The 12,485-nt window shown below is 56.6% G+C and carries 14 protein-coding genes; 5 read left to right on the top strand and 9 right to left on the bottom strand.

Annotated features, from left to right (window positions below):
- Positions 1–7: 7 nt before the first annotated feature.
- From RYB66_RS09135 to colR, 5 genes are all read right to left on the bottom strand, one after another.
- Positions 8–235, bottom strand: a complete 228-nt coding sequence (locus tag RYB66_RS09135) for a hypothetical protein (protein ID WP_002555016.1) — start codon at positions 233–235, stop codon at positions 8–10.
- Positions 232–954: a lipopolysaccharide kinase InaA family protein gene (locus RYB66_RS09130; RefSeq protein WP_002555017.1), complete on the bottom strand. Its 723-nt coding sequence runs from the start codon at positions 952–954 to the stop codon at positions 232–234. Before RYB66_RS09130 ends, RYB66_RS09135 begins: the two co-directional genes overlap by 4 nt.
- 4 nt (positions 955–958) lie before the next feature.
- Entirely contained in the window at positions 959–1,639 is a 681-nt protein-coding gene (locus tag RYB66_RS09125; protein WP_002555018.1) for a class I SAM-dependent methyltransferase, read from the bottom strand.
- A gap of 201 nt (positions 1,640–1,840) precedes the next feature.
- Positions 1,841–3,130 carry a sensor histidine kinase gene (locus RYB66_RS09120; RefSeq protein WP_002555019.1) on the bottom strand — a complete coding sequence of 430 codons (1,290 nt, stop codon included), beginning with the start codon at positions 3,128–3,130 and terminating at the stop codon, positions 1,841–1,843.
- Entirely contained in the window at positions 3,120–3,803 is a 684-nt protein-coding gene (colR, locus tag RYB66_RS09115; protein WP_002555020.1) for a two-component system response regulator ColR, read from the bottom strand. The genes RYB66_RS09120 and colR overlap by 11 nt, the downstream gene beginning before the upstream one ends.
- Before the next feature lie 177 nt (positions 3,804–3,980).
- On the opposite strand from colR, the gene RYB66_RS09110 reads away from it, so the two are divergent.
- On the top strand, positions 3,981–4,721 hold the full coding sequence (locus RYB66_RS09110; RefSeq protein WP_004666171.1) for a phosphatase PAP2 family protein: 741 nt from the start codon (positions 3,981–3,983) through the stop codon (positions 4,719–4,721).
- Between the two features lie 80 nt (positions 4,722–4,801).
- Here the strand turns inward: RYB66_RS09110 and groL are convergent, their stop codons facing one another.
- From groL to RYB66_RS09095, 3 genes are all read right to left on the bottom strand, one after another.
- On the bottom strand, positions 4,802–6,445 hold the full coding sequence (gene groL / locus RYB66_RS09105; RefSeq protein ID WP_002555022.1) for a chaperonin GroEL: 1,644 nt from the start codon (positions 6,443–6,445) through the stop codon (positions 4,802–4,804).
- A 49-nt stretch (positions 6,446–6,494) separates the two neighbouring features.
- The gene (locus RYB66_RS09100) at positions 6,495–6,788 is read right to left on the bottom strand and encodes a co-chaperone GroES (RefSeq protein WP_003304675.1); all 294 of its coding nucleotides are present in this window, start codon (positions 6,786–6,788) and stop codon (positions 6,495–6,497) included.
- A gap of 254 nt (positions 6,789–7,042) precedes the next feature.
- Positions 7,043–7,537 carry an FxsA family protein gene (locus RYB66_RS09095; protein WP_002555024.1) on the bottom strand — a complete coding sequence of 165 codons (495 nt, stop codon included), beginning with the start codon at positions 7,535–7,537 and terminating at the stop codon, positions 7,043–7,045.
- 278 nt (positions 7,538–7,815) lie between these two features.
- On the opposite strand from RYB66_RS09095, the gene RYB66_RS09090 reads away from it, so the two are divergent.
- Positions 7,816–8,574, top strand: coding sequence for an SDR family oxidoreductase (locus RYB66_RS09090; protein WP_005740987.1), 759 nt, complete (start codon positions 7,816–7,818; stop codon positions 8,572–8,574).
- Between the two features lie 53 nt (positions 8,575–8,627).
- Here RYB66_RS09090 and RYB66_RS09085 read toward each other — a convergent pair whose 3' ends face one another.
- On the bottom strand, positions 8,628–9,635 hold the full coding sequence (locus RYB66_RS09085; RefSeq protein ID WP_005733444.1) for a DUF481 domain-containing protein: 1,008 nt from the start codon (positions 9,633–9,635) through the stop codon (positions 8,628–8,630).
- Between the two features lie 164 nt (positions 9,636–9,799).
- On the opposite strand from RYB66_RS09085, the gene RYB66_RS09080 reads away from it, so the two are divergent.
- From RYB66_RS09080 to RYB66_RS09070, 3 genes are read left to right on the top strand one after another with little or no spacing between them, the layout of a single operon-like run.
- On the top strand, positions 9,800–10,156 hold the full coding sequence (locus tag RYB66_RS09080) for an MGMT family protein (protein ID WP_005740986.1): 357 nt from the start codon (positions 9,800–9,802) through the stop codon (positions 10,154–10,156).
- A 54-nt stretch (positions 10,157–10,210) separates the two neighbouring features.
- Complete coding sequence (locus RYB66_RS09075; RefSeq protein ID WP_002555028.1) at positions 10,211–11,761, top strand: AmpG family muropeptide MFS transporter; 1,551 nt, start codon at positions 10,211–10,213, stop codon at positions 11,759–11,761.
- A 28-nt stretch (positions 11,762–11,789) separates the two neighbouring features.
- Positions 11,790–12,122: a hypothetical protein gene (locus RYB66_RS09070; RefSeq protein ID WP_004656474.1), complete on the top strand. Its 333-nt coding sequence runs from the start codon at positions 11,790–11,792 to the stop codon at positions 12,120–12,122.
- The last annotated feature ends 363 nt before the right edge of the window (positions 12,123–12,485 follow it).

Below are 12,485 nucleotides of genomic sequence, written 5' to 3'. Positions count from 1 at the left end.
AAGCGCCTCAGTTCCTCACCCCAGCCCCTTGCGCCAGGCTGTACATGAACAGCAACAGGTCATGATCAGGCTGCACGCTCACCAGACTCTTGGCCACACGCGGCAACGGGCAATATCCCTCGCCGTGCTGTGTCGTGAGTATCTGGGTAGACGGTTGTTCAAGCGCTGCCACTGCGACGGTGGCAATTGCCAATGCACCGAAGATAAACAGACCTCTTGCCATTTCTAGCTTCATGACTCTAAACCTTTGATAGAGCTGCCAAACGCTGCCTGATAAAAGTAGATCAACTTTTGCCAGTCTGCAGCGCTGAATGACGAATGGCGTCGTAGCTGTTTCATATCATGCTGGGCCGCCCCTTGGGCTGTCAGGCGACGCCGGCCTTTTTCGAGGTCCAGCAAGGCAACCTCGACTTTGGCATCCGGCCCCTCACCGGTCACACGTACAAATATGTGCTTGATATACAGGCAGCTATGCTGCCAGCGGCCAAGATGCATGCGGGCCAGGGTGGCCGCCACTTCCTTGAGCACGAGCTCATAGAACAGCTCGCCATGCCGCTCGCGTCCTCCGCCAGCCTGCCACTTTTCTATCTCTTCGAAACCTTCCAGCGCAACCGTGACCAGCAATGCCCGCCAGGCATTGTCCTCGCCACGCTCGGCACCGCAAAACACCACTTCCGGCACGACTACGCCAAGCTTGCGCAGACCTTCAAGCGCTTCACGCTCACGCAATACAGTCGGTCGCCCCAAAGGGTGCAGCAAACTGCGGTATATATGCCCTGTCTGACGCTTGGCATAAAGCGTTTGCCCGTTGTCCATCGTGAGCCGCTGTACACCACTTTCTCCACCTCGACGGGAATTGGGTTCTTCAACCCATTCGCCGTGCTGACTCCAGAAATGGTTGAACTCATCCTGCACCGAGTTCACAACTGGCTCTTTCAAGGACTGCAAACCCATCTGTTTACCTTTTACGTAAGACGTAGACACGCCACATGGCGTACATCGGCAGAAAATCCATTCGGTTCTGGATACGAAATCCTGCCTGTTCAAATTCGGATTCTGCGGTAGCAACCGGTAACACAAAACGATTCTGGTAACTTTCCTGCCCGTTTTTCTGGAGACGCTGTTTCTCCAGACGTGCACGCTTCCATGCTTTGAAATTGCCGTCGACCCATAATGAGACAATCACACTGTCCCGGGTTACGCGCTGGAACTCACGCAATAGAGCCATCCGATCGCTTGACTGACCGACGTGGTGCAGCAGGCGCATGCAGAAGATGCTGTCTACTGCGTTATCAGGCAGGTCGATGTCAAAGGCAGATGTCTGCAAAGGTTGTACCCTTTTTACAACTTCTGCCGGCTGTGAGGCACAAGCGGTGCTGAGCATGTCTGCGGAGTTGTCAGCCCCGATGATCGAGCGGTTCGGTTTCTCGGCCAACAATGGCCAGAAACGCCCCGCGCCGCAAGGCAGATCCAGCACAAGGCCAGGGTCACCGGCCAGGTGAAGCGCTTTTCTCGCCAGTTGTTCATCGCGATGATGCGACAACTTGCGCCAAAGACCGTCCTGATGCTTTTCAAGGTACTGACGAGCATGCGACTTGTCGTACTTGCGGGAAAACTCGAGTTCTATGCGGTCGCTCATGAGAGCTGCTCCTGACGTTGATGCGGGCCAAACTAAAGGCACCGCTGTCACTGTCAGGTCATCTGAATGTGAAAATATTGTTACCTCTATACTTCAGATGTTTCGAGATTTTACAGAGAGTTAGACGCCGTGTGTGACTTATCGACGAAGTGTAGTCGATTTACCGTCACACACTGAGGTGGGTCTGCTCAAAAATGAACGTCAGGTTTTGTTCAGGTTCAATGTCACTTCGAACCGGCAACCGTGTGGCTCCATGGGCGTGAGATCGACGCTCCATCCCTGGTTGGCGCAGATGCGCTGCACCAGCGACAAACCAAGGCCCAGGCCTTCCCCGCGCTGCTCGTTACCACGTACAAATGGCTCGAACATGGCCTCGCGTTTTTCCTCGGGAATACCGACGCCACTGTCTTCCACGGTGAAACTTTCGGCGTGCAGGGTCAGCGCAATGAATCCGTAATCAGTGTAGTGCAGCGCGTTGCGCAGCAAGTTACCCATCACGGCATGGAGGAAGGTCGCGTTGTAACGAATTTCGGACAGTTGGTCATCGGCAGGTGGCGTGTAGGTCAGTTGCAGCCCCTTGCCTTCTATCGGATCACGCCATTGAGAGATCAACTGCTCGGCCACTCCGACCAGCGTGGCCTTGGGCGTCATGGCCGGGTCTTCACGCTGGGTGCGGGCGAGCATGAGGAACGTTTGCACCAGATCACGCATCTCTTCGCAGGCGCGGCCAATGCGCTCGACCTGACGACGCCCTCGCAGGTCGAGCGCAGGGTTTTCCAGCAGCAGCTCGCAGGAGCTGGCCAGTACCATCAACGGGGTACGCAGCTCGTGACTCACGTCACTGGTGAACATGCGCTCACGAATCAACGCTTGCCTCAGACGCCCCAGCGTTGCATCGAACGCCACCGCCAGCTCGCCGACCTCATCAGCGGCGTAGTCAGGTGCCAGTGGCGGTGCCAGCCCCAGCAACTGGTCACGGTGACGAACCTGCCTGGCCAGACGCACTACCGGTGCCATCACCCGACGGGCCAATACCCAGCCGAGAAATACCGCCAGCGCCAATGCCAGAACAAAACCGACCAGCACGACAGCGAACAAAACCCGCTCACGCTCTTCAAAATCGCTCTGGTCCTGAAGCAGGGCGTAATGCCGACCGTCTACCACCTCGATCATGGCGTGGTACGACAGCGGCCCACGGAAGACCTCATGAAAACCGGGTTCAAGGTGCCGAAGGTCTTTGGGCAGATCGAAATCGCCCGGACCGTTGCTGAAGTAGAACAACTGATCGGGCTTGGGCCGGTGGCTCCAGTCACTGACACTGTCCATCAGCATCAGGCGATTAAGGTCGCCGCCAAGACCGGCAGAAATCAGTTTTTCTTCGACCAGATGGACCGTGGAAATAATGCCGATGGCGAAAGACCCGGCGACCAGTGCACTCATCAATGCAAAGGCAATGATGATCCGTTGGGCAAGACTCTGTTTAAACTCCATCCCGGCCCTCGGCCAAGCGATAGCCCACACCGTGCACGGTCTGCAACAGCGGTTTGCCGAACGGTTTGTCGATCACCTGACGCAACTGATGCACATGACTGCGCAGGCTGTCGCTGTCCGGGCAGTCGTCGCCCCACAGAGCCTCTTCCAGAATCTCGCGGCGCAATACATGCGGGCTTTTCTGCATCAGGACGGCGAGCAGTTTGAGCCCGACCGGGTTGAGTTTGAGCATCCGGCCTTCACGCGTCACCTCAAGGGTGTCGAGGTCATAGACCAGATCGGCGACCTGCAAGGTACGCCGTCCGCCGCCCTGGGCACGGCGCAACACCGCTTCGATGCGCGCGGCCAGTTCGGACAGGGCGAACGGCTTGAGCAGGTAGTCATCAGCGCCGGAGCGGAAGCCTTGCAGACGGTCGTCCAGCTGGTCACGTGCGGTCAGCATGATGACCGGGGTATCGCGACGGGCATCTTCGCGCAGACGCTTGCACAGCGTGTAGCCGTCGATGCCCGGCAGCATGATGTCGAGGACAATCAGGTCGTAATGCTCGGTGGCTGCCAGGTGCAGTCCTGAGAGGCCATCCTGAGCGCAGTCGACGGTATAGCCTTTCATGCCCAGGTAATCGGCCATGTTCGCCAGGATGTCGCGGTTGTCTTCAACCAGAAGAATTCGCATAACGCACTCTCATATGCAGTTTGGGCTGGCGCAGCTTAAGACGAAGTGAGCGTCAGGGCCAGCGCCGATATGGCATGACGATTTTTTCACCTATGATTTACAAAGCACATGACACACTTTGAGACAAACCGTCGCACACAATGATCGCGGCATGCCTTTCACCGATCTGGATTCGATATGTCGAAAACCGTCGCCCCACCCTATTCTCGCTCAATAAATCCATGGATTTATCTGGGTATCCCCGCTGTTGTCGCGCTGATCCTCGTACTCCTTGAGCTGACTTCGCTGGACATGGACATCGCCAGGCTTGCCTTCGATCCCGTCAGTGGGCAATTCATTGGCAGGCATAGCTATTTTCTGGAAGACGTCCTTCACGACCGCGCCAAACAACTGGTGATGGTTTTCGGCGTACTGGCGATGATCGGCTTTGCCGCGTCATTCAAGGTAGAACGCCTGATCCCGTGGCGCAGAGAACTGGGTTGTCTGGTGTTGTCCATGGCGCTTTCAACCGCCTTCGTGACACCAGTAAAAGTGGTGACCTCGGTGCAATGCCCCTGGAGCCTGACCGAGTTCGGCGGCCAGGAAACCTACAGTGAACTGTTGAGCCCGCGCCCCGCCACCGACAAGCCAGGTCGCTGCTGGCCGGGAGGTCATGCGGCCACCGGTTTTACCCTGTTTGCCCTGTTCTTCGCCTTGCGCGACCGCCGCCCGAGAATGGCGAAAATGGGGCTGGCCCTGGCCTTCGGTTTGGGAACAGTGTTCTCTATCGGCCGAATGCTGCAAGGCGCGCACTTCTTTTCCCATAACATCTGGACTGCAGTGTTTTGCTGGTTGATCTGTCTGGGGGTTTACTACTTTGTACTTTACCGCCCCGAACCCAAGGGCCTCGATAACAGCAAAGTACAACCGACGCACTGATTGATCCGGAACAGCAAGACAAAAAAACCCCGCACAAGGCGGGGTTCTTTATGGGTGTAGCTTTTCGGGGTAAAGCCGGCTTACATCATGCCGCCCATACCACCCATGCCGCCCATGTCCGGCATGCCGCCGCCTGCTGGCTTGTCTTCAGGCACGTCAGCGATCATCGCTTCGGTGGTGATCATCAAGCTGGCAATGGAGGACGCCGCCTGCAGAGCAGAACGAGTCACCTTGGCCGGGTCAAGGATACCCATTTCGATCATGTCGCCGTATTCGCCGGAAGCAGCGTTGTAACCGAAGTTACCCGAACCCTGCTTGACCTTGTCAACAACAACGCTTGGTTCGTCACCGGAGTTGGCAACGATCTGGCGCAGAGGCGCTTCGACTGCACGACGCAGCAGAGCGATACCGACGTCCTGATCAGCGTTGTCGCCTTTCAGGCCTTCGATAGCCTGCAGGGAGCGAACCAGTGCCACGCCACCGCCAGGTACCACGCCTTCTTCAACGGCTGCGCGGGTTGCGTGCAGGGCGTCTTCAACGCGGGCTTTCTTCTCTTTCATCTCGACTTCGGAACCGGCACCGACCTTGATCACTGCAACGCCGCCAGACAGCTTGGCCAGACGCTCTTGCAGTTTTTCCTTGTCGTAGTCCGAGCTGGTGTCGCCGATTTGCTGACGGATCTGGGAGATACGCGAGTCGATATCGGTTTTCACGCCAGCACCATCGATGATGGTGGTGTTTTCCTTGTTCAGGATGACGCGCTTGGCATTACCCAGGTGTTCCAGGGTAGTGGTTTCCAGGCTCAGGCCGATCTCTTCGGAGATAACGGTACCGCCAGTCAGAACAGCGATGTCCTGCAGCATGGCCTTGCGACGATCGCCGAAACCTGGAGCCTTGACGGCTGCAACTTTCACGATACCGCGCATGTTGTTGACAACCAGAGTGGCCAGCGCTTCGCCTTCAACGTCTTCGGCAACGATCAGCAGAGGACGGCCAGCCTTGGCGACTGCTTCCAGAACCGGCAGCATTTCGCGAATGTTGGAGATCTTCTTGTCGACCAGCAACAGCAGCGGGCTGTCCAGCTCGGCAACCATGGTGTCCGGCTTGTTGATGAAGTACGGGGACAGGTAACCACGGTCAAACTGCATGCCTTCTACAACAGACAGCTCGTTTTCCAGACCCGAACCTTCTTCAACGGTGATAACGCCGTCTTTGGTCACTTTTTCCATGGCTTCGGCAATGATGTCGCCGATGGAGTGATCGGAGTTGGCCGAGATGGTGCCGACCTGGGCAATAGCCTTGGTGTCGGTGCATGGCTTGGACAGCTTCTTCAGCTCGGCAACAATGGCGATGGTCGCCTTGTCGATGCCGCGCTTGAGGTCCATCGGGTTCATGCCGGCAGCGACAGCCTTCAGGCCTTCGTTGACGATAGCCTGAGCCAGAACGGTAGCAGTAGTAGTACCGTCACCGGCATCGTCGTTGGCACGGGAGGCAACGTCTTTGACCAGCTGCGCGCCCATGTTTTCGAAACGGTCTTTAAGCTCGATTTCCTTGGCAACCGACACACCGTCTTTGGTGATCAGCGGAGCGCCAAAGCTTTTCTCGATGATAACGTTACGGCCTTTAGGGCCCAGGGTCGCTTTAACTGCGTCAGCCAGGACGTTTACACCGGCGAGCATTTTTTTGCGGCCAGAATCGCCGAATTTAACTTCTTTAGCAGCCATGATCATTATTCCTTGAATACTTTGTAGTAATGGAAATCAGCGGGAACACTCAGCCTTCGACGACAGCAAGAATCTCGTTCTCGCTCATCACCAGCAGGTCTTCGCCGTCTACTTTCACTGTGTTGCTGCCGGAATAAGGGCCGAACACAACCTTGTCACCCACTTTCACAGCCAGCGCACGTACTTCACCGTTGTCCAGCACGCGGCCGGTACCCACAGCAACGATCTCGCCACGGTTAGGCTTTTCAGCAGCCGAACCTGGCAGAACGATACCGCCGGCAGTTTTCGTTTCTTCTTCACTGCGACGGATTACGACGCGGTCATGCAGAGGACGAAGCTTCATTGTCGATCTCCTGATTATGTTTGTTTGATCGTCCGGTGAGTGCACCGGCCGGTTTAAATCCGGACTTGCCGGTTACGGTTCGACGCGCGAACCGCAGAATACGGTCTGGCCTTCATGCCAGAAACCTTGCGGTGACCCATACATAAGGGCGGGCAAAGTGATTACAAGTCTTGGGCAAAAAAATTTTACAACCCAATTGCCACCCCAAAACGGGCGCGGCACCCGAAGGTGCCGCGCTGCCGGGGGTGTAACGGCTACTTGTCGCGATGTTCGAACTCGCCTTCGATCACATCCGGCTCGCGGGTCGGCTGGTGAATGGCATTGGGGCGATGGCTGGCAGGTCCCTGATTGGCCTGAGTCTGCAGATCATCGGCGAAGGCGCGCTGACGCATAGCCTGATCCTCTGCACGGCGACGAACCTTGTTGATCAGCAGACGACGAGTAATCGGCAGCAGACAGATCACACCCAGAATGTCACTGATGAAGCCGGGCAACAGCAGTAGACCGCCACCGACAGCGACCATCAGGCCTTCGAGCATTTCCTGGGCAGGCAGCTCGCCACGCGCCAGACTTTCGCGCGCACGCAGCGCCGTTGCAAAACCGGCTACCCGCATGACGAACAAGCCCAGCATCGACGTCGCGACGACCAGCAGGAAGGTCCAGAGAAAGCCGATGGACATCCCGACACGAACCAGCAGAAACAGCTCAAGTACCGGGAATAATAAGAACAGCAGCAAAAAAACACGCATCAAATGAGTTCCTCAAGGGAAGAATGCCTTCCGAGTAGACCGTATGTGATGTCAGAAGGTCGTTAATTCAAGCTCCCTGCGCTTGGGTAACAGCTTAATTATGCGCATAAGTCAGCTGAACCTGGGCTTCACAAACGTGTATCGGTGTATTTCAGGGCTGGGTGGCAGAGGCGAGACGAACGGGCGAAAACAGCCTATAACGTGCTCTGGCTATGGCATAAGCACTCGCATCAAGCCAGTGATGCCATGGAAACGATCAACTGTGATTGGGCACGCACATGGAATTGAAAGACAAGCTGATAATTATCACCGGCGGATGCCAGGGGCTAGGCAGAGCCATGGCCGAATATCTGGCTGGCAAGGGCGCGAACCTGGCACTGCTGGACCTGAATCAGGACAAACTTGATCAGGCCGTCGTAGCCTGTGAGGCGCTCGGGGTCAAGGCTCGCGCCTATCTATGCAATGTCGCCAATGAAGAACAGGTCGCCGACACGGTCAATAAGGTCGCCGAGGATTTCGGGGCCATTCATGGCTTGGTCAACAACGCCGGTATTTTGCGTGACGGCCTGCTGGTCAAGGTCAAGGATGGCGTGATGACCAAACTGAGCCTGGCGCAATGGCAATCGGTGATTGACGTCAATCTGACCGGCGTATTCCTCTGCACGCGCGAGGTGGCGGCGAAAATGATCGAGCAGAAGAGCCAAGGCACGATCATCAATATCTCGTCGATTTCACGGGCGGGGAATATCGGACAAACCAACTATTCGGCAGCCAAGGCCGGCGTTGCCGCCGCGACCGTTACCTGGGCAAGGGAACTGGCACGCTACGGAATCCGTGTGGCGGGCGTGGCACCTGGGTTCATTGAAACCGAAATGACCGGCAGCATGCGCCCTGAGGCACTTGAGAAAATGACCTCGGCCATCCCGCTCAAGCGTATGGGCAAGCCCGACGAAATCGCCCACTCGGTGGCTTACATTCTTGAAAACGATTATTTCAGTGGCCGCATACTGGAGCTGGACGGCGCGATGAGAATCTAGTCAGCGCATAGCGGCAGAGCGATGCACACGGTGTGCATCGCTCGCCACATTGTTTACCAGCTCACACCGAAACCGGCGGTATAGCGGGTCTTGTCCACGTCGCCGTTATCCGAGCCACTGATGATGTTTTTCTCGGCCTTCAGGTTAAGCGACGCCCAGTCGGTAACCTTGTAGCGCAGCCCGGCTTCGACATCCATCGAGTAATCGGCAACGCCACTCAACGGCTTGCCCAGTTCGCCGTTGCTGAAGAACTCGAACTTCTTGCCGATCAGGTAGCGGTTGTAATCCCAGGTGCCGGCAACGGAATAGAAGTTTTCCTTCTGGCCATTGGAGAATTCGAAATCTGTACGGTTGAGCAGCGCACCGACCTTGAAGGCTCCCAGCTCGTCATCCCACAACTGGTAACCAGGACCTGTACCGACAACACGCTGGCGCGACAGGTCTTCGATCTTGTCGCGCTTGTAGGTCACACGAGCATCCCAGAAGAATTTCTCGGTCAGGAAGCGGTCCAGCGAGTATTCGGCGCTCCAGTTGTCGGTGCCCACCACATCATCGGTCGTTTCGCGGTTGTAATCGCCTTTGGCGTTATGGCGCCATTGGCCGTGACGCGCCGAAGTCTTGAAGGCAATGTTGTAGTCATTGGTATCGTTTTCTGCCTGCTGGAAATCCAGCGCCGCATCGATATTGCCTTTCCAGACAAGATCAGTGATAACCGGCTTGGGCTTGATGATCTGATGAATGCTTGCCAGTTCGACGGTCTTGGGTGCATCGCCATTAGCCAGTACGACCTTGCCGTCGTCCGAAGCCTGCAACGACTTGGAGACTTCGCCTGTGTGCTCATCCTGCTTTACCAACAGTGGCTGATCGCTTTGCAGGGTTTTGACCTGCTTCCAGTCCAACGGAATAGCGCCGCCGTATTCGGTCTGCAATAGCAGCTTGCCACCGTCGAACACTTTGATTGTGCCAGTCAGCCTATCACCGTTCTTCAACCAGACAGTGTCGGCAAGCAATGGAGTGGAAACAGTAGTAATTGCGAGGCACAGCAGGGTTCTGGACAACATAAGCGGTAATCAGGCTCTGTTTGGCGGGAAGGCGGGCATCATCCTGCAGAAAAACATCAAGGCGATCTCAATCCATGGACCGCCGGACACGGTGGTAACAGACAGCGACGATCGATCAAAGTTCCGCGAACGACAATCAATATCGTTTTATACAGGATAAACGCGTGACCGACCCGGACTTGACACTTCTTTACCCTGGCGAGCCGTCAGCTGCCGAAATGCGACGTACGGCCCTCTACCTGACGATGGCGCAAATACCGGAGGGCAAGGTGGTCGCCTACGGTCAACTGGCTGAACTGGCAGGGCTGGGCAAAGCTGCGCGCTGGGTGGGCCGTACATTGAGTCAGTTGCCGGACGGCTCTTCCCTGCCCTGGCATCGGGTGCTGGGGGCCGGCGGTCGGCTCAGTCTGCCCGTTGGCAGTGTGTCCGGTGACGAACAGCGGGCCCGTTTGCGCGCCGAGGGCGTTACCATTCTGAATAATCGGGTGGATATGCAGCGCCATGGCTGGCGTCCCCTATAGCACAGCGGTTAGAGTGCGCCCTTTGTTTTCGTAACCTGAGGCAGATTCCAGCCCATGCCCCGTAAAACCTGGCGCGCCGCGCTCGCCGCATATGCCAGCCCGTCGACATTAGTGTTACTGCTGCTCGGATTCGCTGCGGGCATGCCTTATATGCTGGTCTTTTCGACATTATCCGTGTGGTTACGCGAAGCCGGTGTTGCTCGCGAGACCATCGGTTATGCGAGCCTGATCGGTCTTGCCTACGCCTTTAAATGGGTCTGGTCGCCCTTACTCGACCAATGGCGCCTGCCGTTTCTGGGCAAGCTGGGGCGGCGGCGCTCCTGGCTGGTGCTGGCACAGAGTCTGGTGATTCTCGGCCTGATCGGGATGGGCTTCTGCGATCCGCAGAAGCATTTATCCTGGCTGATCGCAATTGCCGTGGTGGTGGCCTTCGCCTCCGCAACCCAAGACATCGCCATCGACGCCTATCGCCTTGAAATCGCTCAGGACACCCAGCAGGCCGCCCTCGCCGCCAGCTATATGTCCGGCTATCGGGTGGCCGCACTGTTGGCGACCGCGGGCGCGCTGTACTTCGCTGAAGGTTTCGGCTCAACAGGCTTTGCCTACAAGCATTCGGCGTGGACCGGCACCTATGTGCTGTTTGGCCTGCTGATGCTGCCAGCGCTGGTCACTACACTGATCATGCGCGAGCCACCCGTACCGTTGCGCACCCAACTGTCGGCAGCGCGCTATGGTTTTACCCACCAGTTGGCCTCGGTGTTCGTGCTCATTGTGCTGCTGGTTTCAGTACCAGCAATGTTTACCCAGCTTTACAACACCGACTTCGCCAGCGTGCTGTTCAACGGCACCAGCTGGATGGACCTGCTGCTGGAAGACCGGGCTTTCCTGCGCGCCATTCTCTATACGCTTCTGACCTTCGCCTGCCTGTCGTCAATGGGTCGTCGCGGGCTGGCACCGGTACTTACGCCGATCAACGACTTCATCATGCGTTATCGCTGGCAGGCCCTGCTGTTACTGGGCCTGATTGCAACCTATCGAATGTCGGACACGGTGATGGGCGTCATGGCCAACGTGTTCTACATCGACCAGGGCTTCACCAAGGACCAGATCGCCAGTGTCAGCAAGATCTTCGGCCTGATCATGACCCTGCTGGGCGCTGGCGCCGGTGGTCTGCTGATCGTACGCTTCGGCATCATGCCGATCCTGTTCATCGGCGGCTTCACCTCGGCAGCGACCAACATCCTGTTTCTGTTGCTGGCGGACATGGGGCCGAACGTGAAGATGCTGATCCTGACCATCTCACTGGACAACCTCAGCTCCGGGCTGGCGACATCAGCGTTTGTCGCCTACCTGTCGAGCCTCACCAACCTGAAGTTTTCCGCCACTCAATACGCACTGCTCAGTTCCATCATGCTGTTGTTGCCGCGTTTGCTGGGCGGTTATTCCGGCGTGGTGGTGGAGAAATTCGGTTATCACAATTTCTTCCTGATCACCGCTTTACTGGGCATTCCAACGCTGGTGATGATCATCCTGCAATGGAGCCGCGAGATACGCACCGCGAAGGCCGAGGCGCCGACAGCAGTTTCAGAGATTGAGAAGCCCTGATCGCTGGATCACTCATCAAGGAAAAAAAGTGGACACCGAAAACCAAACACGCCCTTTCAACCCCATCCCACTGATTCTTATCAGCCTGGGGATCTGGCTACCCATCATCGGCACCCTGCTGACATATTATCTGTCGCGAGACGCTGATGGCCTGTCCGGATCAATGGCCTTGGGCAGTGCGGTAGTGCTGCTCGCGCAGGTGGAAATCTTTGCGATCATCTTTCTGCTGATTTATGCGTTCGCCGTAAAGCCATGGAGACTGTCCAGAAAGATACGCACAGTGTTCTCCATCAACGCAGTAGCCGCCACTGTCGCGGGCATCGGCATTATCGTCACGCTGGCCAATATAAGCCTGCAGTAATCGCCAACTAAAAAGCCCTGATGCTCGTGAGCCAGGGCTTTTCATAGCACACGCCTCCAGCCCTCTCCAAAAGCAAAGTCTTGCAGCCTGCATGGCTGTGTTCATTGCGCCGTAAGAAACGCACTACAGCTTCTTATGAATTGGACGACGAAATCGTTAGCCATTCCCCACTACCTCAGCGCGCCATGAGGAGTAATGTTGCCCGGTGATGGCCCATTGCAATTTAAGTGTGTGCCCCGGAAAGAAGTCTATAGACTCACGCCCCTCTCTATATCAGCACTCTCTAGCGGAACGAGCGGCTGGTTTTATATAACGGAGCAACAATGTTAAAGGATCTAACGGCGCTATTTGCGCCACAAAACC

Origin of the sequence: Pseudomonas syringae group sp. 243L2 (assembly GCF_032587875.1) — a bacterium.
GTDB lineage: Bacteria > Pseudomonadota > Gammaproteobacteria > Pseudomonadales > Pseudomonadaceae > Aquipseudomonas > Aquipseudomonas amygdali.
The sequence above is the reverse complement of the archived record's forward strand: the minus strand, read 5'-3'. Positions and strand labels throughout refer to the sequence as shown.

Coding starts and splice junctions, on each gene's coding strand:
- RYB66_RS09135 (WP_002555016.1), bottom strand. CDS start 235: ATGAAGCTAGAAATGGCAAGAGGTCTGTTTATCTTCGGTGCATTGGCA.
- RYB66_RS09130 (WP_002555017.1), bottom strand. CDS start 954: ATGGGTTTGCAGTCCTTGAAAGAGCCAGTTGTGAACTCGGTGCAGGAT.
- RYB66_RS09125 (WP_002555018.1), bottom strand. CDS start 1,639: ATGAGCGACCGCATAGAACTCGAGTTTTCCCGCAAGTACGACAAGTCG.
- RYB66_RS09120 (WP_002555019.1), bottom strand. CDS start 3,130: ATGGAGTTTAAACAGAGTCTTGCCCAACGGATCATCATTGCCTTTGCA.
- colR (WP_002555020.1), bottom strand. CDS start 3,803: ATGCGAATTCTTCTGGTTGAAGACAACCGCGACATCCTGGCGAACATG.
- RYB66_RS09110 (WP_004666171.1), top strand. CDS start 3,981: ATGTCGAAAACCGTCGCCCCACCCTATTCTCGCTCAATAAATCCATGG.
- groL (WP_002555022.1), bottom strand. CDS start 6,445: ATGGCTGCTAAAGAAGTTAAATTCGGCGATTCTGGCCGCAAAAAAATG.
- RYB66_RS09100 (WP_003304675.1), bottom strand. CDS start 6,788: ATGAAGCTTCGTCCTCTGCATGACCGCGTCGTAATCCGTCGCAGTGAA.
- RYB66_RS09095 (WP_002555024.1), bottom strand. CDS start 7,537: ATGCGTGTTTTTTTGCTGCTGTTCTTATTATTCCCGGTACTTGAGCTG.
- RYB66_RS09090 (WP_005740987.1), top strand. CDS start 7,816: ATGGAATTGAAAGACAAGCTGATAATTATCACCGGCGGATGCCAGGGG.
- RYB66_RS09085 (WP_005733444.1), bottom strand. CDS start 9,635: ATGTTGTCCAGAACCCTGCTGTGCCTCGCAATTACTACTGTTTCCACT.
- RYB66_RS09075 (WP_002555028.1), top strand. CDS start 10,211: ATGCCCCGTAAAACCTGGCGCGCCGCGCTCGCCGCATATGCCAGCCCG.